At 50.2% G+C, this 23604-nt stretch carries 25 protein-coding genes; 8 read left to right on the plus strand and 17 right to left on the minus strand.

The window, feature by feature from the left end:
* Positions 1-143: 143 nt before the first annotated feature.
* The 9 genes from pth to Q4C79_RS07375 form a co-directional block, all read right to left on the minus strand.
* Complete coding sequence (gene pth, locus Q4C79_RS07335) at positions 144-722, minus strand: aminoacyl-tRNA hydrolase (protein ID WP_303090370.1); 579 nt, start codon at positions 720-722, stop codon at positions 144-146.
* 12 nt (positions 723-734) lie between these two features.
* The gene (locus Q4C79_RS07340; RefSeq protein WP_303090371.1) at positions 735-1022 is read right to left on the minus strand and encodes an RnfH family protein; all 288 of its coding nucleotides are present in this window, start codon (positions 1020-1022) and stop codon (positions 735-737) included.
* Positions 1012-1446, minus strand: coding sequence for a type II toxin-antitoxin system RatA family toxin (locus Q4C79_RS07345; protein ID WP_303090372.1), 435 nt, complete (start codon positions 1444-1446; stop codon positions 1012-1014). Before Q4C79_RS07345 ends, Q4C79_RS07340 begins: the two co-directional genes overlap by 11 nt.
* Positions 1447-1602: 156 nt before the next feature.
* Positions 1603-2058: an NfeD family protein gene (locus tag Q4C79_RS07350; protein ID WP_303090373.1), complete on the minus strand. Its 456-nt coding sequence runs from the start codon at positions 2056-2058 to the stop codon at positions 1603-1605.
* A 132-nt stretch (positions 2059-2190) separates the two neighbouring features.
* A complete protein-coding gene (gene holA / locus Q4C79_RS07355; protein WP_303090374.1) occupies positions 2191-3198 on the minus strand; it encodes a DNA polymerase III subunit delta in 1008 nt (335 codons plus the stop codon).
* Complete coding sequence (gene lptE, locus Q4C79_RS07360; protein ID WP_303090375.1) at positions 3198-3671, minus strand: LPS assembly lipoprotein LptE; 474 nt, start codon at positions 3669-3671, stop codon at positions 3198-3200. The genes holA and lptE overlap by 1 nt, the downstream gene beginning before the upstream one ends.
* A gap of 86 nt (positions 3672-3757) precedes the next feature.
* Entirely contained in the window at positions 3758-4951 is a 1194-nt protein-coding gene (locus Q4C79_RS07365; protein ID WP_303090376.1) for an acetylornithine/succinyldiaminopimelate transaminase, read from the minus strand.
* A gap of 96 nt (positions 4952-5047) precedes the next feature.
* Positions 5048-5356 (minus strand): methionine-binding protein, encoded by a 309-nt coding sequence (locus Q4C79_RS07370; protein ID WP_303090377.1) that lies wholly within the window; start codon positions 5354-5356, stop codon positions 5048-5050.
* Between the two features lie 15 nt (positions 5357-5371).
* Complete coding sequence (locus Q4C79_RS07375) at positions 5372-6316, minus strand: class I SAM-dependent methyltransferase (RefSeq protein WP_303090378.1); 945 nt, start codon at positions 6314-6316, stop codon at positions 5372-5374.
* 426 nt (positions 6317-6742) lie between these two features.
* Between Q4C79_RS07375 and Q4C79_RS07380 the strand changes: the two genes are divergently transcribed.
* On the plus strand, positions 6743-8128 hold the full coding sequence (locus Q4C79_RS07380; protein WP_303090379.1) for a DEAD/DEAH box helicase: 1386 nt from the start codon (positions 6743-6745) through the stop codon (positions 8126-8128).
* A gap of 215 nt (positions 8129-8343) precedes the next feature.
* Here the strand turns inward: Q4C79_RS07380 and clpA are convergent, their stop codons facing one another.
* Entirely contained in the window at positions 8344-10620 is a 2277-nt protein-coding gene (clpA, locus tag Q4C79_RS07385) for an ATP-dependent Clp protease ATP-binding subunit ClpA (RefSeq protein WP_303090380.1), read from the minus strand.
* Positions 10621-10932, minus strand: a complete 312-nt coding sequence (gene clpS, locus Q4C79_RS07390; protein WP_303090404.1) for an ATP-dependent Clp protease adapter ClpS — start codon at positions 10930-10932, stop codon at positions 10621-10623. It lies immediately after the preceding gene.
* A 260-nt stretch (positions 10933-11192) separates the two neighbouring features.
* Here clpS and Q4C79_RS07395 point away from each other — a divergent pair, with 260 nt between their 5' ends.
* From Q4C79_RS07395 to guaA, 7 genes are all read left to right on the plus strand, one after another.
* Positions 11193-11396 (plus strand): cold-shock protein, encoded by a 204-nt coding sequence (locus Q4C79_RS07395; protein WP_303090381.1) that lies wholly within the window; start codon positions 11193-11195, stop codon positions 11394-11396.
* Positions 11397-11497: 101 nt separating this feature from the next.
* Positions 11498-11686: a branched-chain amino acid ABC transporter gene (locus Q4C79_RS07400; protein ID WP_303090382.1), complete on the plus strand. Its 189-nt coding sequence runs from the start codon at positions 11498-11500 to the stop codon at positions 11684-11686.
* Entirely contained in the window at positions 11683-11907 is a 225-nt protein-coding gene (locus tag Q4C79_RS07405) for a DUF1653 domain-containing protein (protein ID WP_303090383.1), read from the plus strand. Before Q4C79_RS07400 ends, Q4C79_RS07405 begins: the two co-directional genes overlap by 4 nt.
* Before the next feature lie 105 nt (positions 11908-12012).
* Positions 12013-12459 (plus strand): SsrA-binding protein SmpB, encoded by a 447-nt coding sequence (gene smpB, locus Q4C79_RS07410; protein ID WP_303090384.1) that lies wholly within the window; start codon positions 12013-12015, stop codon positions 12457-12459.
* A 70-nt stretch (positions 12460-12529) separates the two neighbouring features.
* Entirely contained in the window at positions 12530-12961 is a 432-nt protein-coding gene (locus tag Q4C79_RS07415) for a hypothetical protein (RefSeq protein WP_303090385.1), read from the plus strand.
* Between the two features lie 194 nt (positions 12962-13155).
* Complete coding sequence (locus Q4C79_RS07420) at positions 13156-13497, plus strand: hypothetical protein (RefSeq protein WP_303090386.1); 342 nt, start codon at positions 13156-13158, stop codon at positions 13495-13497.
* Positions 13498-13609: 112 nt separating this feature from the next.
* Positions 13610-15175 carry a glutamine-hydrolyzing GMP synthase gene (guaA, locus tag Q4C79_RS07425; RefSeq protein ID WP_303090387.1) on the plus strand — a complete coding sequence of 522 codons (1566 nt, stop codon included), beginning with the start codon at positions 13610-13612 and terminating at the stop codon, positions 15173-15175.
* Between the two features lie 83 nt (positions 15176-15258).
* Here the strand turns inward: guaA and Q4C79_RS07430 are convergent, their stop codons facing one another.
* The 6 genes from Q4C79_RS07430 to gltA form a co-directional block, all read right to left on the minus strand.
* Positions 15259-15462 carry a heavy-metal-associated domain-containing protein gene (locus tag Q4C79_RS07430; RefSeq protein WP_303090388.1) on the minus strand — a complete coding sequence of 68 codons (204 nt, stop codon included), beginning with the start codon at positions 15460-15462 and terminating at the stop codon, positions 15259-15261.
* Between the two features lie 679 nt (positions 15463-16141).
* Complete coding sequence (gene lpdA, locus Q4C79_RS07435; RefSeq protein WP_303090389.1) at positions 16142-17575, minus strand: dihydrolipoyl dehydrogenase; 1434 nt, start codon at positions 17573-17575, stop codon at positions 16142-16144.
* A gap of 97 nt (positions 17576-17672) precedes the next feature.
* Positions 17673-17921, minus strand: a complete 249-nt coding sequence (locus Q4C79_RS07440) for a hypothetical protein (RefSeq protein WP_303090390.1) — start codon at positions 17919-17921, stop codon at positions 17673-17675.
* A 122-nt stretch (positions 17922-18043) separates the two neighbouring features.
* The gene (odhB, locus tag Q4C79_RS07445; RefSeq protein WP_303090391.1) at positions 18044-19249 is read right to left on the minus strand and encodes a 2-oxoglutarate dehydrogenase complex dihydrolipoyllysine-residue succinyltransferase; all 1206 of its coding nucleotides are present in this window, start codon (positions 19247-19249) and stop codon (positions 18044-18046) included.
* A 70-nt stretch (positions 19250-19319) separates the two neighbouring features.
* The gene (locus tag Q4C79_RS07450; RefSeq protein WP_303090392.1) at positions 19320-22151 is read right to left on the minus strand and encodes a 2-oxoglutarate dehydrogenase E1 component; all 2832 of its coding nucleotides are present in this window, start codon (positions 22149-22151) and stop codon (positions 19320-19322) included.
* A 164-nt stretch (positions 22152-22315) separates the two neighbouring features.
* Complete coding sequence (gene gltA, locus Q4C79_RS07455) at positions 22316-23599, minus strand: citrate synthase (RefSeq protein ID WP_303090393.1); 1284 nt, start codon at positions 23597-23599, stop codon at positions 22316-22318.
* Positions 23600-23604 lie beyond the last annotated feature (5 nt).

Below are 23604 nucleotides of genomic sequence, written 5' to 3' on the forward strand. Positions count from 1 at the left end.
CCGTGGGAGATTTTATGACTGCATTGCTACGGAGTTCTTATTTTAATTGACTATAGAATAGTTTGTTGCTTGGAACCTGCACGTTACCCTAATCAGAATGCCTGTCTGAAAACCGGTTCCCTTTTCAGACAGGCATTGTTGTTTCAACTGCGTTTGCTGTGTAAAAAACGTGTGGCTTCTTCCCATTGGCCGTCCAAAATGAGCGGCAGCCCTTCTATCGACTGGCTGATACTGTCGTCTATCAGCCGCCGGTCATCCGCACTGGGTTTGTTGAGTACGTAAGCGGTTACCAGATTGCGGTCGCCCGGGTGGTCGATACCCAAGCGCAAGCGGTAAAAATCCGGCGTGCCGAGTTTGGCCTGAATATCTTTCAAACCGTTGTGGCCGCCGTTACCGCCGCCGAGTTTGAAACGGATACGGCCGCAAGCAATATCGAGTTCGTCGTGTACCACCAGTATTTCCTGCGGTAGGATTTTATAAAACTGAGCCAATGCGCCCACCGCTTTGCCGGAAAGATTCATAAACGTATCCGGCTTCAACAGCCATAGCTCGCCCTGCGGCCGGTTTACCCGCGCCACTTGGCCGTAAAACTTCTTTTCGTCTCGCAAGCCGGCCTTCCATTGCCAAGCCAATTCGTCGATAAACCAAAAACCCGCATTGTGGCGGGTTTGTTCGTATTCTTTGCCGGGATTGCCCAAGCCGACAATTAATCTGATGCTCATATTTTTTTCCTACTATCGGCTTTTTTCTGCCGGTTTGTTGGCCGCCCGCAAACGCCGCGCTTCTTTCGGATCAATCAAAAGCGGACGGTAAATTTCCACTCTGTCGTACGGCTGCAAAACATAATCGTCGCGCACTTTTTTGCCGAATACCCCGATGGGGGTGCTGTTTTGCCGCGCCGCCGGCCATTCGGGTTCGGCCAACGCCACCGCCTGACGGGCAGTCAAACCCGCCGTTACGGTAAAACGCTGCAATCTCTGGCTGTGGCTGTCGCCCGACACCACTTCGATTTCAATTTGCATAACGGCGGTCTGCCTCGGCGATAAACGCATCCACCAATCTGCCTGCCAGATGGCTGAACACCGGGCTAATTAGAGCGGAAAGTACGCTGCTGGCAAAGTCGTAATTCAAACGAAATTCGATTTTGCAGGCATCGTCGCCCAAAGGAATAAATTTCCAGCTGCCTTCCAGCGTTTTAAACGGCCCTTCCAGCAGCCTCATTTGGATTTCGCGCCCCGGCACATTGATATTATGCGTGGCAAACGATTGCTTCACGCCTTTGTAATCCATAAACAGGCGCGCTTTCAATTCGTTACCTTCGCGCGAGATGATTTCGGTACGCCCGTACCAAGGCAGAAACTTGGGATAGTCCTCCGCCCGGTCGACCAGCTCGAACATCTGTTCGGCCGAATGCAGCACCAATACGTTTTTTTCAACAGTTTTCATAAACCCGGCTTATACAAAACGGTTTCACACACTCACAATGCCTGTCTGAAAAAACTTATCCCGCTTCGCAAAAATCCCTATAGTGAATCTAAAATAAGTTTCCGATACAATACAGTAGATTACCATCAAACGTTCAGACAGGCATTTCGGCAGTATTTAACGGAAGGCACCGCGGCCTTTGCCCTTGCCTTTTTTACCCTGCATCGACTGCATTTGCTGCTGCATGGTCTTCATCTGCTCGGCACGGTTAAATACCGAGAGGCTCTTGAAAAACTTATGCGCCTCCGCTTCCGAGCAATTATTGTTGGCGGCGCGGTAAATGGTTAGCGCATCTTTCTGATACTGGCCGCCGCTGTTGTACATCCGTTTCAAATCGGCCGGATTCACGCGACCGGCCAACGGATCGATATTAAACGACTTCAAACGCTCGGCAAACTGCTTGCGCTGGCGTTTCACCACAAACACAGTCACCGCAGCTGCGATTGCAATCGTCACCAGTACCGAGAGCACCGCCACCCACCAAGTTACGCCGAACAATATCAAAAGCCCGATAATCAGCGCCGCTATCAAAGACACCCGTATCGCGGGCTGGATAAACATTTTTTTGTCCATTCAATCAACTGCTTTCTGTTGAAATACTTACTATTAATAACAAACCATCACCCGCCCTGCGGCAGATTTTCCCAAAAATCGTGAATACGGCATGCCTGTCTGAAACTCAAAGAATGCGATTGGCACAACCGTTCAGGCCGCCAAGCCGCTCACCAACATTTTAAATTCGCCCCATGCATCGCCCTCTTCCGCGCCTTTGATGATACGGTCGATACGTGCGCACTCTTGTAAAGCGTTCACCAAACGGCCGATAGGGATGCGTTGCACCGCTTTGGGCGCCAAAGTTTGCTTGTCGCCCCACAAACGCAGGCTGTTGCGCACCGAGGCCACGCTTTGCCCCTGCTTCAAGGCGGCGGTTAGCCGGATTAAACTGCGGATATCGTCGCTCACCGCCCACAACAGCAATACCGGCTCTTCGCCGCCGGCCTCCAAACCTTCCAACAAACGCGCCACCCGCGCCGCATCGCCGCCCATCCAAGCGGACGACAGCTGGAACACATCAAAACGCGCCACATTGGCCACCGCAGCCTGCACTTCCTCTATACCCAGCAAATGGCCTTCCGGATAAAGCAGCGCCAACTTATCGATTTCCTGCTTGGCCGCCAAGAGATTGCCTTCCACCCGCTCGGCAAATAAAGCAAGCGCTTCGCGGTCGATCTCCAAACCGTGCCGCCGCAAACGCCCGCTGATCCATTGCGGCAAAGCCTGCGTACCGACCGCTTTCGCTTCCAGCACCACCGCACGCTGCGAGAGTGCGCCAAACCATTTGCCCTGCATCTGCGCACGCTCAAGTTTGGGCAGCATCACGACGACAACCGTATCTTCCGGCAAACGTTCGGCCAATTGCTGCAAAGCTTCACCGCCGCTTTTACCCGGTTTCCCGTTGGGAATATGGATTTCCATCAACTTCAAATCGGCAAACAAACCCATGCTGTTGGCGGCAGCCAGCAATTCGTTCCAGTCAAAACTATTATCGGCGGTATAAACTTCGCGGTTGAGATAACCCTGATGCTTGGCAGCCGCACGCAAGGCGTCAAGCGCTTCCACGCGCAGTAAATCCTCTTCGCCGTGTATCAGGTAAAGCGGCTGCAAACCGGCGGAAAGCTGTTCGGCCAAATCGGAAATGGCAACGGCCGGCATTACTGCGCTTTCAAAAAGGCCAAGCGGCGGACAATCTGCTGCGCGGCATCTTGGCGCATATCTTGCCAAATCATCGCTTCGTCTTCTTTTTTACCCAAAATTTCGTTATCCGCATAACGCATCGGGCGGCGTATCATGATTTCCATCGGTTCGCCCAGAGGCGCTCCGTTGCGGCTGGCTTGTGCGGTAACCCGCAACACCAGCAGATATTCGTTGATGCTGGCGGCGCGCGTAATCGTCAACACATTTTTCTCAACGGAAAGATGGGTAATGCTGATGGCTGCCTGCGCATGAGAGGCGTCCACTGGCACGCCGTCAGCAAGGCGCAGCGCGTTTTCCAACGACTGTTGCAATTCGCCGCCCTCTACCCGCCAGTTTTTATAAGGCAGATGATCGTAGGGCTGGTTGCCTTTCAGATGGAATCCGCAGGCAGACAAGGCCAGCAGGCCGGTAATCAAAATGAGTTTTCGCATAACAATTCCTGTGGGCGGGCGAGGCCAAAGCAAGCCGCATTATATCGCCAAACTGCTGATAAATCGACACGCGCCCGCGTGTCTCTTTAAGCGGAAGCCGCCGCCAGCCAAGCATCAAGCGCGGCACGCAGTTTGCCTACGCCCTCGGCCACTTCGGCATCGTCTATCAACAGACTGGGGGCCAACCGCAATACGTTTGGCCCGGCAACCAATATCATCAAGCCTTGCGTTAAAGCCGCCGCACTAATCTCGCCGGCACGCCCGCGATAGGGTTCGGCCAATACGCAGCCGATCAGCAAGCCTTGGCCGCGCACGGTTTGGAATACGCCGGTTTCTTCGCCGACTTTCTGCAAGGCCGCTTTCAGTTTTTCGCCTTGGCGCACGGTGTTTTCCAAGGTGGATGTACAATTGATGATATCGAAAGCCTTGGCCGCCACCGCACAAGCCAGCGGGTTGCCGCCGAAGGTGGAGCCGTGGGTGCCCGGGCCGAAACTGGGAGCGAATTTGTCGCTGGTCAGCATCGCGCCGACGGGGAAACCGCTGCCGAGCGCTTTGGCACTGGTGAGAATATCGGGTATCACGTCGCCTTGCTGATAGGCAAACAGCTTGCCGGTGCGCCCCATGCCTGTCTGAACCTCATCGAAAATCAGCGCGGCACCGTATTGGTCGCACAAGCGGCGTGCCGCCTGCAAGAAATTGGTTTCGGCAGGCAAGACGCCGCTTTCGCCCTGCACCGGCTCGATAATCACCGCACAGGTTTTATCGGAAACCGCCGCTTCCAATGCGGCCGTATCGTTAAACGGAATATGGGTAATTCCCTGCGGCAGCGGCGCAAAATCTTCGCTGTATTTCGGCTGGCCGCCGACGGACACGGTAAACAGCGTACGGCCGTGGAAAGCGTTCACGCAGGCAATGATTTCGTTTTTATCGGCACCATAATGATCGCGTGCGTATTTGCGCGCCAGCTTCAGCGCCGCTTCATTGGCTTCCGCACCGGAATTGCAGAAAAACACCTTATCGGCAAAAGTATGCTCCACCAATTTTTCCGCCAGATTCTGCGCCGCTTCCGTGGTGTAAATATTGGAAATATGCCAAAGCTTGCCGGCCTGCTCGGTAAGCGCCTGCACCAAATCAGGATGGCAGTGACCCAATGCGTTCACGGCAATGCCGCCGGCCAAATCCAAATATTCGCGGCCTTCGGTATCCCAAACGCGGCTGCCCAGCCCTTTGGCCGGGATAACGGGAGCGAAAGAAAAATTGGGGGTAAGGTAGTTTTTCATCAGATAAATTCCTTTATCACGCCGATTATGACGGCTTATCACAAGGAGGCGGATATTGCCGCCGATGCCGCATTATGCGGGCTTTTCAGACAGGCATCAATAACGCTCGTAACGCTGTTCTATGCTGCCGCCGCTACCTTCCAAACGATAAACCGGCCGTACCGGATATTCGCGTACCGGATACGGATAGCGGCGCGGGTATTCATAAGCCGAAGCAGGGGTTACGTCGCCATAAATCACCGTGGTGCCGGGCGGCGCGTTAATCGTTACCGTTTTATTGACGGTGGTTTCGCTGTGCACCGGCAAATCAATCCGGCCATAACGGCCATAAGGCGTTTCGCTGTATACGCAGGCCGACAGCAAACTTAAAGCCGCCGCACAAATCAGATGATTGCAAATATTCATGTTCTATTCCCTTATTCAACGGTGGCGGATTTCCCAACATTGATGGATTTTTTTGTTGCGGAAATCTTCGGGCACCGATTGTTTGGAGACATCTCGAATCCGGTAGCGTTCCGCCAACGCCGGATCCAATTCGAAACTGCGCAGGTTATTGGAAAAAAACAGCAAACCCTCCGGCGAGAGCAACCGCATCGCACCGTCCACCAACTTCGCTTGGTCGCGCTGGATATCGAGAACATCCAACATTTTCTTGCTGTTGGAAAAACTCGGCGGATCCATCACCATCAAATCAAACTGTTTTTTTTCTTCCATGCCTGTCTGAAGATATTGGAACACATCGGCGCGTACAATCCGGTGTTGTTCCTCATCCATACCGTTCAACTTAAAATTGCGGCGTGCCCAATCCAGATAAGTATTCGACAAATCCACCGTTTCGCTGTAAACCGCGCCGCCGGTAGCAGCGTATACGCTAAAGCTGCCGGTATAGGAAAACAGGTTTAAAAACCGCTTGCCGCCAGCCATCTCACCCACCCGAAAGCGGGTATTGCGGTGGTCGAGAAACAGGCCGGTATCCAGATATTTATCCAGATTCACCCAGAACTTCCTCCCGTGCTCACCCACCACAAAATCCTCGCCCTGTGCGCCGGTTTTCTCGTATTGCTCCTTACCGCGCTGGCGTTCGCGCCGCTTCAGGTGAATCGCATCGGGCGCCAAACCGGTTACAAAACCGATCGCTTCCTTCACGCCTGCCAACCATACTTCATATTCCTCCGGCTGCATCAGCCAACCGGTATCGTATTCCTGCAGATGAATCCGCTCGCCGTAAACATCCACCGCAAAAGGAAATTGCGGAATATCGCGGTCATACAGGCGCCAGGCCTCGATATCATTGCGCCGCGCCCACTTCATCAAATGTTTGATATTTTTGCCCAAGCGGTTGGCAAACGGGGAAAAATCGGTCATGTTGCTATGCCTGTCTGAAAAACCGCTATTTTACCTTACTTTAACGGCGTGTGGCTTGACCGCCCAGCGCAAACTCTTTATCATTCGCCACTTATTTTCTGAAGCCATCGCCAGTCAGCCTAAAGCCGCATCTGTTTTTATTCGATTACGCGGCCTTGTTCCGGCCCGCATCGCTTGCCGCCTTAGGGCAAATCCGAAGCAAAAGCCGGCGAACGACAAACAGCCTTTTCGCTGCGTTCGATTTTCTGAGACTCCTTTTAAAATTGCAGGTTGTCGGCTATGTAAACCACAGGCATTAAAGCCTGCGACAACCTTGTCTATTCCGATAATCCGTTATCGCCTATTTCCGTAGACTCCATTTGCTTCAAGGCTGCCCGCTGTTGTTACACGGGCGGAAGATGTTGTTGCCTTAAACGAAAGCATCAAATGAGCATTCATTTTCAAGACTTAATTTCCGATAAAAACATTCTCTCTGCCCTCAAAACCGAAGGCTACGACACCCCTACCCCGATTCAGGCGCAAGCCATTCCCGCCGCATTGGCCGAGCGCGACATCATGGCCTCGGCACAAACCGGCTCCGGCAAAACCGCTGCCTTTCTGTTGCCCACGCTGCAACGCCTCACCCGCCGCAGCGAAAAAGCCGGCAAAGGTCCGCGCGCCTTGGTGCTTACCCCCACCCGCGAATTGGCCGCACAAGTGGAAAAAAACGCCCAAGCCTATGCACGCAATATGAAATGGTTCCGTACCGTCAGCATTGTCGGCGGCTCTTCTTTCGGCTACCAACTGCGCGCCTTAAGCAAACCCGTCGATCTGGTGGTCGCCACACCCGGCCGTCTGATGGATTTGATGAAGAGCGGCAAAATCGATTTCGACCGTTTGGAAGTACTGGTACTCGACGAAGCCGACCGCATGCTCGACATGGGCTTTATCGACGACATCGAAACCATCGTCGAAGCCACCCCCGCAGACCGCCAAACCCTGCTGTTTTCCGCCACTTGGGACGGCGCGGTCGGCAAACTTGCCCGCAAACTGACCCAAAACCCCGAAGTCATCGAAATCGAACGGGTGGACGATCAGGGCAAAATTGAAGAACAACTGCTCTATTGCGACGACAAACGCCATAAAAACCGCCTGCTCGACCACATCTTGCGCGATGCCAACATCGACCAAGTCGTCATCTTCACCAGCACCAAAGCCATGACCGAAGTATTGGCCGACGAACTCTACGAAAAAGGCTTTGCCGCCAATTGTCTGCACGGCGACATGCCGCAAGGCTGGCGCAACCGCACGCTGATGGATTTGCGCAAAGGCCGCTGCAAGATTCTGGTGGCCACCGATGTAGCCGCCCGCGGCATCGACGTCCCCACCATCACCCATGTCATCAACTACGATTTACCCAAACAGGCCGAAGACTACGTACACCGCATCGGCCGCACCGGTCGCGCCGGCCGCACCGGTTTGGCGGTAACCTTCGCCGAAGTGGGCGAGCACATCAAAGTGCACAAAATCGAAAAATACATCGCACGCCGCCTGCCCGAATTAACCATCGAAGGCATGGAGCCGACCCGCAAACGCAGCAAAGGCGGTGACAAACCCAAAGGCGGAAAAGGCCATTGGGGTGGTAAAGGCGGCTTCGATAAAGACAAAAAACCTTACGGCAAGAAAGAAGGCTTCAAATCCGCTCATCATAAAGAAGGCGGCAAAGGCAAGCCCAAAGACGGCGGCAAAGGCCGCGCGTTCGAATCGAAAGGCAAATCCTTCGATGCCAGAAGCAAAAAAGCGCAAAGCGCCCGCAAAAGCCCGCATGCTTGAAACACAACGGCTTAAATAAGGTTTTTCGCCATATTAAACGCTTATTTAAATAACCGTTCCGTCATGCTCGAGCGTGACCCGAGTATGACGTACGTACTTTTAAGTTGTTTAAGCATCATAACCAAATGCCTGTCTGAAAATCCGTTCGCACATTCTGCGCAAGGATTATTTTCAGACAGGCATTTGTTACTTGCCAAACGGCTCACTCAATACAATTACAAGGCAGCATCCGCCGTTTCCGACAACGGTTCACGTTCAAACTGCAACACCACTTGCTGTTTCTCGGCATCCCAATCGATGGCGACAAAACCGCCGTCGGCCAATTGGCCGAACAACAACTCGTCTGCCAGCGCCTTGCGGATTTTTTCCTGAATCAGACGCCCCATCGGGCGGGCGCCCATTTGCGGGTCGAAACCTTTCTCGGCCAGATATTTGCGCAACGCGGGGGTAAATTCCACTTCCACTTTTTTATCCAACAATTGCTGTTCCAGTTGCAACAGGAATTTATCCACCACTCTGGCAATCACCGCTTCGTTCAACGGCGCAAATGGGATAATGGCGTCCAAACGGTTGCGGAATTCCGGCGTGAAGAGCTTGTTGATGGCCTGCATTTCGTCGCCGCGCTCACGTTTGCCGGCAAAACCGATGGTAGGCTTGCTCAGACTCTCTGCCCCTGCATTGGTGGTCATAATGATGATTACGTTACGGAAGTCGGCACTCTTGCCGTTATTGTCGGTAAGCTTGCCGTGATCCATCACTTGCAGCAGCACATTGAAAATATCGGGATGCGCCTTCTCGATTTCATCCAGCAGCAGCACACAATACGGCTGCTTGTTCACCGCCTCGGTCAGCAGGCCGCCCTGCTCGAAGCCGACATAGCCCGGCGGTGCACCGATCAGGCGCGATACGGCATGACGCTCCATATATTCCGACATATCAAATCGTTGCAGCGGCACACCAAGCGAGAAGGCCAGCTGGCGCGCCACTTCGGTTTTGCCCACGCCGGTGGGGCCGGAAAACAAAAAACTGCCGATGGGTTTATCCGGTTGTCCCAAACCTGAACGCGCCATTTTCACCGCCGCCACCAAAGCTTCGATGGCCGCATCCTGCCCGTATACCATGTTTTTCAAATCGCGGCCCAAATATTGCAGTACCTGTTTGTCATCATGCGACACGGTTTTTTCGGGAATCCGCGCCACTTTGGCGATTACCGCCTCAATTTGTGCTTTACCGATAACCTTTTTCTGCTTGGATTTGGGCAGAATCCGCTGGGCGGCACCGGCTTCGTCCATCACGTCGATGGCCTTATCCGGCAAAAAGCGCTCGTTGATATAGCGCGCCGACAATTCGGCTGCGGCCTCCAACGCCGCCTTGGTATAACGCACTTGGTGAAAGTCTTCAAACATCGGCTTCAAACCATGCAGAATCTGCACGGTCTCCGATATGCTGGGCTCCACCACATCGATTTTCTGAAAACGGCGGCTTAACGCATGGTCTTTATCGAAAATCGTACGGTATTCATCGTAAGTAGTCGCACCGATGCAACGCAGCTGTCCTTTCGCCAGTGCGGGTTTCAGCAGGTTGGAAGCATCCATGGTGCCGCCGGAAACACTTCCCGCTCCGATAATGGTATGAATTTCGTCCACAAACAGCACCGCATTCGGAATCTGCGCCAGCTGTTTCAACACCGCTTTCACCCGTGCTTCGAAGTCTCCGCGGTACTTGGTGCCCGCCAGCAAGGCGCCCATATCCAGCGAAAACACCGAAGCGCCTTTTAAAGTATCCGGCACTTGGCCGTAAACAATCTGATGCGCCAAACCCTCTGCCAACGCAGTTTTGCCCACCCCGGCCTCACCCACCAACAACGGGTTGTTTTTACGGCGCCGGCACAATACCTGTATTAAACGCTCCATCTCGTGTTGACGCCCGATTAAAGGATCGATACGGCCGGCCAATACCTCAGCATTCAGATTGATGGTGTAATGTGACAAAGCGTCCTGTTCCTGTGCACCGGCTGCCTGCTCCTCACCAATATTTGGATTCCCCTCGCCTTTCGGCGTTTTACCATGTGCCAGATAGTTCAGCACATCATAACGGGTAACCGATTGCAATTGCAGAAAATACACCGCCGGACTTTCTTTCTCGCTCATCAATGCGGCCAATACATCCACCGGCTTCACATCATGTTTATCCGCCGATTGCGCATGAACGATGGCACGCTGCAACACACGCTGAAAACCCAATGTCGGTTCGGTTTCCGTGCGCTCCAACATGCCGTCGGGCAACACCGGCGTATTTTCGACAATGCTGCTGATCAGCTGTTCCGACAACACCGCGCAGTCCACATTCAAAGCCTGCAATAATTCGGCCACCGGCTCCGATTGCTCAATCAGCGTTAACAGCAGATGCTCTAAGCTGATGAATTCGTAACCGCGTGCGCGTGCATCGGCATAGACGTGCTGCAAAATCCGTTCCAATTCAACTGAAATCAATTACATCTCCTCCACAGTACACAACAGCGGGAAGCCGGCATCCAACGCCCGCTTCGATACCTGCTGCTGCTTGGTTTCTGCAATATCCCGCGTATACACCCCGCAAAGACCTTTTCCCTCGTGATGTACCAAAAGCATCACCGCAACCGCTTTTTCATGCGGCAACCCAAATACTTCGGTGAGAATTTCCACCACGAACTCCATCGTCGTGTAATCATCGTTCAATAAATAAACACCATATTTCTTAGGTGGCTGCAATTTCGGACGTCTGGTTTGCGTTTCACCGGCCGTATGGCCTGATAAGGGATTCATGCTACTCATGGTCGGGTTAAATTTCCTGTTTTCAATCTTTGGATTGTTGTTTTTTCGTTTATTTTAATAATTTTCTCACTTTTTCCCAATCAAAACTTGACTACCCTCCTTAACAAAGGTAAAAAGAGTTTAAAGCAAAGCAGCCGGCGTATAAAGGCGTATAAAAGAGTGTCATGGTTTGGAAAATTGATAGTATTTTCTGCGCTTCTTCGATGTTTTTTGCTTTTATTTGTTAATTTTGTTATAGGAAGTAGTGTTTCATGGCAACCGGTACTGTAAAATGGTTTAACGATGCAAAAGGTTTTGGTTTTATCACTCCCGATGAAGGCGGCGAAGATTTGTTTGCTCACTTCTCTGCAATCAACATGGATGGTTTCAAAACCCTGAAAGAAGGCCAAAAGGTTTCTTTCGACGTGAATACTGGCCCCAAAGGCAAACAAGCTGCAAATATCCAAGCAGTTTGATTCGGTAACGCGATATTAAAGTGCCGGTTTGACCGGGACAACGTGATGGCGGGTTTTTAACCTGCCATTTGTTTTGACTGTTCTTTTGTTTACAGTTCACCATGAATACCTACGAAAACGCCTTGCGCCAGCTTGATGAATTGATCGCCGTTTTGGAAAAAGATGTTGTCACCGAGCAGCAGAATTTTGAAATTCTACGCTTGAAAACCTTGAAACGCATACTAGTCGCAAATGATCAAGCCATGCTGGATAAAATCGACCGTTATTACCAACGCCATATTTCAAAATGAATCATCCCATACTCCAGCCCGGCATCTACCGTCATTATAAAGGATTACTATACGAGGTAAGCGGCTTAGCCCGCCACTCCGAAACCGAAGAATGGTTGGTGGTTTATCGCGCACTGTACGGCGAATACGGTTTATGGGTACGCCCCCTCCCCATGTTTTCGGAACAGGTGGAATATCAAGGAACATTCACACCACGTTTCCAATTGGTTCGGGCATTCTAAATACGATATCCCAACCTACCTGCTCTTGAAATATAGCCTATTGCACGGTATGGTAATGCTGTATTAGTTCGAATGCCTGTCTGAAACATTATTGCAAAAAAAATCATGAGTATCGCAAACAATAAAAAAGCTTTTCACGATTATTTTATCGAAGATGAAATAGAAGCCGGCTTAGTGCTGGAAGGCTGGGAAGTAAAAGCCATCCGTGCTGGGCGCGTGCAGCTGAAAGAAAGCTATATCCATTGGAAGAAAGATGCGTTTTATCTGGTAGGCTGCCACATTACTGCGCTGCCCACCGCCTCCACCCATGTCAAACCCAATCCTGTACGCCAACGCAAATTATTGATGAACCAATCGGAAATCAATAAATTAATCGGTAAAACCGAACGTGCCGGTTACACGCTCGTACCCTTGAACCTGCATTACAAACGCGGTTATATCAAAGTCGACATCGGCTTGGCCAAGGGCAAAAAGCAGCACGACAAACGCCAATCCCAAAAGGAAGCCGATTGGAAGCGTGAAAAACAGCGGCTGATGAAAAATGCAGGATAACTCCCATCCTTCAACCAGACAATAAGCCTTTGCTCCATGCATACTCTATGAGCCACAAAAGGAAAAACCAATGAAACGCCTAAGCTTACTTATTCTCAGTAGCATCACACTATTATCCGCCTGCCAAAGCAGCCAACCCTCACTCGCCCCCGACGGAGCGCAACAACTCAGTAATATCCGCCATATTTGCATTTTGTCCCGTCCCCAAGATCCTAATCCGAACTTACCGCCGCAAATCACCCAATCCTTGGCCAAATACGGCATCAGCAGCGAAACAGTAGATGTCATCTCCAACCGCCAACGCCTGTATGAACCGGAATGCCGTTACAATCTGCGCTACAACACCCGTGGCAACGGCACCAGCATGAACTACATCTCTTTGCTCATCCGCACGCCAGATCATCCGGTTTCCAGCTTGCGCGCGAATCCGAACTTTAAATCCCCTCAAAACCAACAAGCGGAAATCGACCGCATCATCGGCCAATTGTTGAACAAAAAATAAAACCCTCTTATTCAGGCAGCCTTTGCAATTGAAAAGGCCGTCTGAATACTCTCCGCATCAAACATGCCGCCATTTCGCTCATTCAATTCATTTTTTTGCGTAAAAACATGCAATAATCGCATTATCATCCTTTTCAGACAGGCATTACATCCCAATAATGGCGTTACCCAAACTCTGAACGGAGCGCTCCCGCTGTGAATCCCTCTTCTCTCGCCCTGCCCTTATTTCTGATTATTGCCGGTGCCGTGTGGTTTCTCAAAACCACCGGCATTCTGCCTGCCACCGCTACCTTGATTGCAGTTGGCTTAGCTATCGGCGGTATTGCCGTATTGATTATGGACGGCATCAACAAACAATCCATTGTCTCCGGCCCTTTGTTGATTTATCTTGGTACCGCCATTTATCTGCGCAGCAATTTCTTGATGGAAACCTCGCCCTTGGTCGCCTTAGGCATGATGATTCTGGGCTGCCTGCTGCTCCTATCACGCAGCAGCATCGTACCGTACAAACGGGATAAATCCTTGCCCAAGCCCTAATTAACACTGAAGATAGCGGTATATCAGGCAGTCTGAAAATGGTACAATACGCCACTTTCAGACTGCCTGATTTTCTCTTTATTTCATCCAAGTTACCCAATTCAAGACCATCATGACCCAAGACAAAATCCTCATCCTCGATTTCGGCTCGCAAGTCACCCAACTTATCGCCCGCCGCGTGCGCGAAGCCCATGTTTACTGCGAACTGCACTCTTTCGATATGCCTTTGGCCGACATCAAAGCCTTCAACCCGAAAGCGATTATCCTTTCCGGCGGCCCCAATTCGGTTTACAACTCCGATTATCAGGCCGACACCGGCATCTTCGATTTGGGCGTGCCCGTGCTCGGCATTTGTTACGGCATGCAGTTTATGGCGCACCATCTGGGCGGCGAAGTGTCGCCGGGCGACCAGCGCGAATTCGGTTATGCGCAAGTGAAAACCATCGATTGCGAATTAACGCGCGGCATTTCAGACGGCCAGGCCAACACGCTCGATGTGTGGATGAGCCACGGCGATAAAGTGTCCAGGCTACCTGAAGGCTTCGTGGTCATCGGCGACACGCCGAGCTGCCCGATTGCGATGATGGAACACGCCGAAAAACAATTCTACGGCATCCAGTTCCACCCCGAAGTTACCCACACCAAACAAGGCCGCGCCCTCTTAAACCGCTTCGTGCTGGACATCGCCGGCGCCAAACCGAGCTGGACCATGCCCAACTACATCGACGAAGCCGTCGCCAAAATCCGCGAACAAGTGGGCGGCGACGAAGTGATTTTGGGCCTGTCGGGCGGCGTCGATTCCAGCGTGGCCGCCGCGCTGATTCACCGCGCTATCGGCGACCAGCTTACCTGCGTGTTCGTCGATCACGGCCTGTTGCGCCTCAACGAAGGCAAAATGGTGATGGATATGTTTGCGCGCAATCTGGGCGTGAACGTGATTCATGTGGACGCCACCGAACAGTTTATGGGCAAACTCGCCGGCGTAACCGACCCCGAGCAAAAGCGCAAAATCATCGGCGGCGAGTTTGTGGAAGTGTTTGATGCCGAAGCCAAAAAACGCGTTAACGCCAAATGGCTGGCACAGGGCACAATCTACCCCGACGTGATCGAAAGCGCGGGCGCGAAAACCAAAAAAGCACACGCCATCAAAAGCCACCACAACGTCGGCGGCCTGCCTGAAAACATGAATCTGAAACTGCTCGAGCCTTTGCGCGACCTGTTTAAAGACGAAGTGCGCGAACTGGGCGTGGCGCTCGGCCTGCCGCGCGAAATGGTGTACCGCCACCCCTTCCCCGGCCCGGGCCTGGGCGTGCGCATTTTGGGCGAAGTGAAAAAGAATTATGCCGACCTCTTGCGCCGGGCCGATGATATTTTCATTCAAGAGCTGCGCAACACCTTCGATGAAAACGGCACCTCGTGGTACGACCTCACCAGCCAGGCCTTCGCCGTGTTCCTGCCGGTGAAGTCGGTGGGCGTGATGGGCGACGGCCGCACTTACGAATACGTGGTCGCCCTGCGCGCGGTCATCACCAGCGACTTTATGACCGCCCATTGGGCGGAGCTGCCTTATTCGCTGCTGGGCAAAGTGTCCAACCGCATCATCAACGAAGTGCGCGGCATCAACCGCGTGGTGTACGACGTGAGCGGCAAACCGCCTTCTACGATCGAATGGGAGTAACCGCTTAATCAAAATGCCTGTCTGAAAATTTTCAGACAGGCATTTTGATTGTAAGATATTTCATTATTTGAAAATAGTGAGCATTAGCTGTTAAATCCTAATTCAGCAATAGCTGCTTTAAAGGTAGCCTGATCAAAGCCATCAGCCGTATGGGTAACGACAACCACACCGGTTTCATGATTAGCATTCACCATGCGAACACCTGATACTTCCTCACCTTTAGCAATCAATTTTTTTGAATCTTCTTTGCTTGCCATACCCGTTACGTCTAATTTCCACTGCGGCATATTTATCCTTTCTTTCAGTAAATAAGTAAATCCGGTAACCCGTATAATGCATTGAAATAATACTCAATAAATCTGAGCCAATCCCAATCTCTTTGCTTAAAATTCATAACGATAGTTTGCTTATTTTGCCTGCATAGCTTTACTTTGTCCAACTTAGATAAGCATTTGACCCAAACATAAATCTATTCTGTCACTTTCATGCATCATAACTAACATGACAAATCAAACAATAGTCTTTCCTTATCAAAAGTCATCATGATTTAACATTTCACTTGTAGCGGAAACCTTATAAAGAAATCTATAGTCATTACGTATCATCGATATATTGAAGCAGCGCAGAACGAAATCAAATCGCACAAGTGCTGAAGCTGAGTAAAGAAGCACCCAAAAGCAATATAGCGGATTTAATTACTTCGATACAAGGCAGCAAGCCGCAGACAGTACAAAAGTAGTACGGAACTGATTCTGACACCTTCAGCAGCTACAAAATCGTTCTCTTTACTTAAGAATTAAAGCGCAGCAACAACATGTGAGGAATGAAGTTTTTCGCTTCATATAAATCAGTATACAAACAAAAACCACTCTATGCCTGTCTGAAAAGATACGGCACAGAGTGGTCTCACGGTAGTTAAATTATGTTTTTCTAAATTCCGTTATTCAGGGGCAATTCAGACGTCTGTTAGCCATGCAAAGCGCGTTTATCCGCAGCCAAGCAAGCTTCGTGCACCACTTCCGATAATGTCGGGTGTGCATGGACGATGCGGGCGATGTCTTCGCTGCTGGCTTTGAATTCCAGCGCGGTTACACCTTCTGCCACCAGTTCGCTTACCATCGGGCCTACCATGTGCACACCTAGCAAGCGGTCGGTTTTGGCACAAGCCAATACCTTAACGGTGCCTTTCGCTTTGCCCAAACCCAATGCACGACCGTTGGCACCAAAGCCTGAAGTGCCTTTCTTGTATTCCACACCTTCGGCCTTTAACTGCTCCTCGGTTTTACCCACCCAAGCGATTTCCGGATCGGTGTAAATCACAAACGGGATACTGTTGAAATCAATATGCGGTTTCTGGCCAGCAATGCGTTCGGCTACGGCTACACCTTCGTCACTGGCTTTGTGAGCCAGCATCGGGCCGCGCACCACGTCGCCAATCGCCCACACGTTAGGCAGATTGGTGCGGCATTCATCGTCTACTTTCACAAAACCGCGCTCGTCTTTTTCCAAACCCACCGCTTCGGCATTCAAACCGCTGGTATTAGGAATACGGCCAATTGAAATAATCAACTTGTCAAACACTTCGGTTTTGGCTTCGCCTTGTGCGGTTTCAAATTTTACTTCCACGCCACCGTCTACATTTTGAATATCGCCAATTTTCACACCAAGCTCAATATTCAAACCTTGCTCTTTGGTGAAGTATTTGAAGGCTTCTTTGGCAATTTGCTGATCAGCGGCAGCCAAGAAAGTCGGCATCGCTTCCAGAATGGTGACTGTAGAACCCACTCGGTTCCATACCGAACCCATCTCCAAACCAATCACACCTGAACCAATCACACCTAGTTTTGCAGGCACTGCGGTCAAATTCAGCGCACCTTCGTTATCCAGTACGTTGACATTATCAATCGCGATTTGCGGCAGCGGGCGCGGTACCGAACCGGTTGCCACGATAACATGCTTGGCCTCGACAACAGTTTTCTCACCCTTATTGTCGACTTCGATTTGATATAAATCACCGTTTTTGCCTACAAAAGAACCTTTACCGTGCAGGCTTTCAACTTTATTTTTCTTAAATAGAAAACCGATACCGCCGGTCAGTTTGGTGACAATCTCGTCTTTGCGCTCAATCATTTTCGCTGCGTCGAATTTTACATCGCCCACGGTAATACCATGCTCGGCAAAATCGTGTTGTGCAGCATGAAAATGTTCACTCGACTGCAACAATGCTTTAGAGGGAATACAACCAACATTCAAGCAGGTACCGCCCAAAGCCGGTGCGTCACCGGCTTTGTTGACACCCGCATCAATACAAGCTGTTTTAAAACCCAATTGGGCGGCACGGATAGCGGCTACATAACCACCTGGCCCTGCGCCGATAACCACCACGTCAAATTGTGACATCTTCTTTATCCTTTTCTATTGCTATTTGATATGTTTAGATATCAGTATGCCTGTCTGAAAAACAAGCAACACTTTGTTTCAAGAATTATGTTCCTGTTTAACGGCAAGATCTGCGTTCAACTTCTTTGCCGGTCGCATTATTAGTGACTTTAATAATGGCATTCGGATAGGTTTTGCACAACGTCTGGCGTGCCATCTCTATCCCTTCTTTATTGCTGTCCAAATCCGCCCGCTTACTCAACAGGCGTCCTTTACTGCTATATGCTTCCACCGAGTATGCATGATGAGATGCACAAGCTGTTAAAAAAATTGCAGGTAACAACAAATAATAGAATTTAGCCTTCATTCTTATCTCCTCACGATTACAGCGATACCTTTAAATATCAATTGAAATATATACTTCGTATCACCGCTGCTTGCCGCGAAGCGAAACCGCGTGCCAACCAGAAGGTTGACACGCGGATCATGTTACAGATCCAGCAATAAACGTGCCGGGTCTTCCAACAGGTCTTTGATGGTTACCAGCGTTAATACGGCTTCACGACCATCAATGATGCGGTGATCATAAGACAAAGCCAGATACATCATCGGACGCACCACCACTTGGCCGTTCTCCACTACTGCACGCTCTTTAGTAGCATGCATGCCCAAAATAGCCGATTGCGGCGGATTAATGATGGGGGTGGACATCATCGAACCGAAAGTACCGCCGTTGGTAATGCTGAAAGTACCGCCGGTTAAATCTTCAATTGCGATTTTTCCGTCTTTGGCTTTAGCAGCATAATCCATAATCGCTTTTTCGATATCGGCAATGCTCATTTGGTCTGCGTCACGCAGAATCGGCACTACCAAACCACGCGGGCTGCCAATGGCGATGCCGATATCGAAATAACCGTGGTAAACAATGTCTTTACCATCTACAGAAGCATTGACCACCGGATATTTTTTCAGCGCAGCGACGGCCGCTTTCACAAAGAAAGACATAAAGCCCAGTTTAACACCGTGCTCTTTCTCAAATTTTTCTTTGTACTTATTACGCAAATCCATCACCGGCTTCATGTTAACTTCATTGAAGGTAGTCAGGATGGCGTTTTCCTGCTGGGAAGCCAACAAGCGTTCGGCCACACGTGCGCGCAGGCGGCTCATCGGTACTCGTTGCTCCGGACGGTTACCCAAAGGCAGCGGTGCAGCAGGAGCGGTAGATACATTGGTTTGTGCAGCTGCCGGGCTGGCGTTTTGTACGTCTTCTTTCAAAACACGGCCATCACGACCTGATCCTTGTACGCTGTTGATGTCCACACCTTTTTCGGCAGCCAGTTTAGCAGCAGCAGGCATCGCTACTCCGGCTTGGCTGTTGTTGCTTGCAGCGGGTGCAGCAGCGGCAGGCGCCGCAGTGGACTCGGTTGCAGTAGCAGGCGCCCCGGCACTGGCTTGGGCTTCGGTATCAATCTTAGCCAACAATTGCTGTGACTCCACAACTTCACCATCTTGAATCAAGATTTCAACCAATACACCCGCTTGCGGTGCCGGAACTTCCAACACCACTTTATCGGTTTCGATATCAATCAAAACTTCATCACGTGCTACGGCTTCACCGACTTTTTTATGCCAAGAAAGTAAAGTGCCTTCAGACACACTCTCAGCAAATACCGGTACTTTTACTTCAACAATCATGTTTTTCTCCAAGTGTATGTAAAATCGGCTGTCTGAAGAGAAAGAGGTTTCAAACAGCCGGAGAAGTTTGTTATTTAAGGCCTAGCGCATCTTCAACCAATTGTTTCAATTGGGCGACATGTTTACTCAGGTAACCAACAGCAGGTGAGGCACTGCTCGGACGACCAGCGAAAGACACGGTTTGCCCAGCTTTACTCATGCGCTCCAAACGGTGGCGGGTTTGATACCATGCCCCTTGGTTCTTCGGCTCCTCCTGAGTCCAAACGATTTCTTTGGCATTCGGATATTTGGCCAATTCTGCTTCCGCTTCCGCATAAGGGAAAGGATAGAGCTGCTCCACACGGATAATCGCAATATCATCAGTCAAGCCGTTTTCTTGGCGCGCTTTATCCAAGTCATAGTAAACTTGACCTGAACACATCACTATGCGTTTAACGCTACCGTTATCCTTGCGTTCAACAGTATCACCGATAACCGGGCGGAAAGTACTACCCTCAGTGAAGTTAGTCAGCGGGCTCATCGAGTCTTTAAAACGCAACAGACGTTTCGACATGAAGATAACAAGGGGTTTACGATAAGAACGCAATGCTTGACGGCGCAAAATATGGAACATCTGCGAAGCTTCGGAAGGCATTACAATCTGCATATTTTCTTCGGAACACAGTTGCAGCCAACGCTCCAAGCGGGCAGATGAGTGCTCGGGACCTTGCCCATCGTAACCGTGCGGCAAAATGGTGGTCAGACCGCACAAGCGGCCCCACTTGGTTTCGCCTGAAGAAATAAACTGGTCAATCACTACTTGTGCACCGTTGGCGAAGTCACCGAATTGTGCCTCCCAAATCACCAGCTTATCAGGGGCAGAGCAGGCAAACCCGTATTCATAAGCCATCACCGCTTCTTCGTTCAAGATGGAGTCAATAACGATGAAATCAGCTTGATTCTCGCTCATATGCTTGAGCGGTACATAATCACCTTGGTCGAACTTCTCACGTTTCTGGTCATGCAATACGGCATGTCGGTGTGAGAAGGTGCCACGACCGGAGTCTTCACCGGAAATACGTACTGCAGTGCCGTTGGTAACCAAGCTTGCATAAGCGATGGTTTCCGCCATACCCCAGTCAATCGGTTGCTCACCTGCTGCCATGGCTTTGCGGCCCTCCAGCATTTTCTTCACAGTCGGATGAAGATTGAAATTTTCCGGTACTGAGGTAAATTTATCTGCCAAGCGCTGGATATCAGCTGCCGGCAAGCCGCTTTCTACCGCTTCACGCCAATCTTGGCCGGCGTATTTAGACCAGTCTACGCGGTGTTTGCTTTCATAATCGGTTAACCGAGTTTGCTCGACATGCTCGCCTTTATCCAAAGCGTCACGGTAAGCTTGAATATAGCCCTCCGCATCCTCAGGTTTAATAACACCTTCTGCAACCAGCTTATCAGCAAAAATCGCACGAGTACCCGGATGTTTAGATACGGCTTTATACATCATCGGCTGAGTCAGCAAAGGATCATCGCCCTCGTTATGGCCGAGTTTGCGGTAACATACGATGTCGATAACCACATCTTTCTGGAATTCCCTACGGTAATCCAGAGCAGCCTGTACCACAAAACAAACCGCCTCAGGATCATCCCCGTTTACATGGAATACCGGTGCATCCACCATTTTGGCGATATCGGTGCAATAGGTAGTAGAACGGGTATCACGTACATCTGAAGTGGTAAAACCAATCTGGTTATTGATAACCATATGAATGGTACCACCGGTGGTATAACCACGGGTTTTCGACATATTGAATGTCGCTTGGTTAACGCCCAAACCAATAAAAGCCGAGTCGCCATGAATCAATACTGGCAATACTTGGGCCCGGCCATCAGAACCGCGGCGGCGTTGTTTGGCACGTACGGAACCTTCTACCACCGGATTAACAATTTCCAAGTGAGAAGGGTTAAATGCCAAGGTTACATGCATCGGACCATTCGGCGTAGCAATATCGGAATTAAAGCCCATGTGGTATTTGACGTCGCCGCTAGGTAGTTTTACTTCCGCTTTGCCTTCGAATTCGGCAAACAGATCTCGCGGCAGTTTACCCAGCGTGTTCACCAAAACGTTTAAACGACCACGGTGGGCCATACCGATAATCACCTCTTCCACACCGTCTTTGCCAGCATGCTGAATCAAGTAATTAAGGCCAACAATCGCACTTTCGCCACCTTCTACCGAGAAACGCTTCTGGCCGACATATTTGGTATGCAGATAGCGTTCCAGCGTTTCTGCGGCCGTAACCTGTTTCAATAAGTCTCGCTTCTCTTCCGCACTAAATTTCGGAGTAGACAAGCTGCCTTCGAAATAATTACGAATCCAACGACGCTCTTTGCTATCGGGGATGTACATGTATTCGATACCGATATTGCCGCAATAGGTTTGTTTGAGTTTACTAATGATTTCAGACAAGGGCAATTTATCAGCCATATCTGCAAAGTCACCTTCACCCATACTGAATTTAAGCGCCATATCAGCATCACCCAAACCATGATAAGCAGGTTCTAAGGCTTCTACATGCACCGGAGGTTTGCGCTTGAGCGGATCCAAATTGGCAGCACCGGATCCCTGAATACGATAGGCCGACATTAAACGCAATACGCCTACCTGTTTCTTCAGCATATTTTCATCAACAGTTCCTGCTGAAGTTGCACGGGTCTTCGCTAAATTAGCAAAAGATTCCTGAATCGGGCGGTGCGCTACATCACGCTCCACCGCACCCGGCTGCAACACCAACTCGGAGAAATACTGCTTCCAATGTTCGTCTACGGAATTGGGATCATTCAAATAATTTTCGTACAACTCCTCAATATAAGGGGCGTTCGAACCGAATAAATAAGAAAAACCTTGTTGTTCGTCCATCATGACGTCATACCCTAAAATGAATAAAGGCAGAAAGGCGCGTAAAATTGGATACATACACTGGGCATGTTTCAATAACGTATCTATTCCACCCTCTTGTTAAATAATTTAGTCGGCTTTTCAGACAGGCATATACCTGTCTGAAAAATTAACGACCTCAACAAACATTAACGTTTGTCTACCGGCAGATAATCCCGGCGTGGAGAACCTGTGTACAATTGACGCGGGCGACCAATTTTCTGCCCCGGATCGCTGATCATTTCATGCCAGTGCGAGATCCAGCCTACGGTACGCGCCAGCGCAAAAATCACTGTAAACATGGACACCGGAATACCTAATGCAGACAGAACGATACCTGAATAGAAGTCCACATTCGGGTACAGTTTCTTCTCAATGAAGTAAGGATCGTTCAAAGCAATGCGTTCCAACTCCATTGCCAGCTTGAATTGCGGATCGTCTTCCAAGCCCAATTCACGCAATACTTCATCACAAGTTTTCTTCATAATGGCCGCTCGCGGATCCATATTTTTATAAACACGGTGGCCAAAGCCCATCAAGCGGTATTTCTTGGCTTTTACACCTTCCATAAATTCGGCTACATTAGAAACATCACCGATTTCATCCAGCATTTTCAATACGGCTTCATTAGCACCGCCATGAGACGGCCCCCAAAGACTGGCAATACCGGCAGCAATACAGGCAAACGGGTTAGCACCTGAAGAACCGGCCAAGCGAACAGTAGACGTAGAGGCATTTTGCTCATGGTCTGCATGTAAAGTGAAAATACGATCCAATGCACGAACCAATACCGGATTCGGCTCGTAAGGTTCGGTTGGAGTAGCAAACATCATGTGCATGAAGTTGGCAGTGTAAGACAAGTCGTTACGTGGATAGTTGAACGGCAAGCCTTTGGAATAACGGTAACACATTGCAGCAATAGTCGGAATTTTAGAAATCAAACGATAAATCGCCACTTTGCGGTGTTCAGGATCAGAAATTTCCAAACTGTCTTGATAGAAAGCAGATAAAGCGCCAACCACGCCCACCATCATCGCCATTGGGTGAGCATCACGGCGGAAACCGCGGAAGAACCATGTCAATTGCTCATGCACCATGGTATGTTTGGTTACAGTTTCGACAAATTGCGCTTTTTGTTCCGCGGTAGGTAACTCGCCGTAAATCAGCAAGTAACAAGTTTCCAGATAATCACCATGCTCGGCCAATTGCTCAATCGGATAACCGCGGTAATACAGATAACCTTTGTCGCCATCGATAAAAGTTATTTTCGACTCACAGCTTGCAGTTGAGACAAAGCCAGGGTCAAAAGTGAACATATCCGTACCCTTGGTAAAAGCTCGGATATCAACTACATCATTACCTAAGGTACCTTTCAATACCGGTAATTCCAATACTTCTTTGCCTTCGAGTTGCACTTTCATTGTTTGGGACATCTTTA

This window comes from Neisseria sp., from assembly GCF_030523955.1.
In the GTDB taxonomy this organism is placed as follows: domain Bacteria; phylum Pseudomonadota; class Gammaproteobacteria; order Burkholderiales; family Neisseriaceae; genus Neisseria.

Excerpts from the sequence above, each read along its gene's own strand:
- pth (WP_303090370.1), bottom strand. The coding sequence starts at position 722 with ATGAGCATCAGATTAATTGTCGGCTTGGGCAATCCCGGCAAAGAATAC.
- Q4C79_RS07340 (WP_303090371.1), bottom strand. The coding sequence starts at position 1,022 with ATGCAAATTGAAATCGAAGTGGTGTCGGGCGACAGCCACAGCCAGAGA.
- Q4C79_RS07345 (WP_303090372.1), bottom strand. The coding sequence starts at position 1,446 with ATGAAAACTGTTGAAAAAAACGTATTGGTGCTGCATTCGGCCGAACAG.
- Q4C79_RS07350 (WP_303090373.1), bottom strand. The coding sequence starts at position 2,058 with ATGGACAAAAAAATGTTTATCCAGCCCGCGATACGGGTGTCTTTGATA.
- holA (WP_303090374.1), bottom strand. The coding sequence starts at position 3,198 with ATGCCGGCCGTTGCCATTTCCGATTTGGCCGAACAGCTTTCCGCCGGT.
- lptE (WP_303090375.1), bottom strand. The coding sequence starts at position 3,671 with ATGCGAAAACTCATTTTGATTACCGGCCTGCTGGCCTTGTCTGCCTGC.
- Q4C79_RS07365 (WP_303090376.1), bottom strand. The coding sequence starts at position 4,951 with ATGAAAAACTACCTTACCCCCAATTTTTCTTTCGCTCCCGTTATCCCG.
- Q4C79_RS07370 (WP_303090377.1), bottom strand. The coding sequence starts at position 5,356 with ATGAATATTTGCAATCATCTGATTTGTGCGGCGGCTTTAAGTTTGCTG.
- Q4C79_RS07375 (WP_303090378.1), bottom strand. The coding sequence starts at position 6,316 with ATGACCGATTTTTCCCCGTTTGCCAACCGCTTGGGCAAAAATATCAAA.
- Q4C79_RS07380 (WP_303090379.1), top strand. The coding sequence starts at position 6,743 with ATGAGCATTCATTTTCAAGACTTAATTTCCGATAAAAACATTCTCTCT.
- clpS (WP_303090404.1), bottom strand. The coding sequence starts at position 10,932 with ATGAATCCCTTATCAGGCCATACGGCCGGTGAAACGCAAACCAGACGT.
- Q4C79_RS07395 (WP_303090381.1), top strand. The coding sequence starts at position 11,193 with ATGGCAACCGGTACTGTAAAATGGTTTAACGATGCAAAAGGTTTTGGT.
- Q4C79_RS07400 (WP_303090382.1), top strand. The coding sequence starts at position 11,498 with ATGAATACCTACGAAAACGCCTTGCGCCAGCTTGATGAATTGATCGCC.
- Q4C79_RS07405 (WP_303090383.1), top strand. The coding sequence starts at position 11,683 with ATGAATCATCCCATACTCCAGCCCGGCATCTACCGTCATTATAAAGGA.
- smpB (WP_303090384.1), top strand. The coding sequence starts at position 12,013 with ATGAGTATCGCAAACAATAAAAAAGCTTTTCACGATTATTTTATCGAA.
- Q4C79_RS07415 (WP_303090385.1), top strand. The coding sequence starts at position 12,530 with ATGAAACGCCTAAGCTTACTTATTCTCAGTAGCATCACACTATTATCC.
- guaA (WP_303090387.1), top strand. The coding sequence starts at position 13,610 with ATGACCCAAGACAAAATCCTCATCCTCGATTTCGGCTCGCAAGTCACC.
- Q4C79_RS07430 (WP_303090388.1), bottom strand. The coding sequence starts at position 15,462 with ATGCCGCAGTGGAAATTAGACGTAACGGGTATGGCAAGCAAAGAAGAT.
- lpdA (WP_303090389.1), bottom strand. The coding sequence starts at position 17,575 with ATGTCACAATTTGACGTGGTGGTTATCGGCGCAGGGCCAGGTGGTTAT.
- Q4C79_RS07440 (WP_303090390.1), bottom strand. The coding sequence starts at position 17,921 with ATGAAGGCTAAATTCTATTATTTGTTGTTACCTGCAATTTTTTTAACA.
- odhB (WP_303090391.1), bottom strand. The coding sequence starts at position 19,249 with ATGATTGTTGAAGTAAAAGTACCGGTATTTGCTGAGAGTGTGTCTGAA.
- Q4C79_RS07450 (WP_303090392.1), bottom strand. The coding sequence starts at position 22,151 with ATGATGGACGAACAACAAGGTTTTTCTTATTTATTCGGTTCGAACGCC.
- gltA (WP_303090393.1), bottom strand. The coding sequence starts at position 23,599 with ATGTCCCAAACAATGAAAGTGCAACTCGAAGGCAAAGAAGTATTGGAA.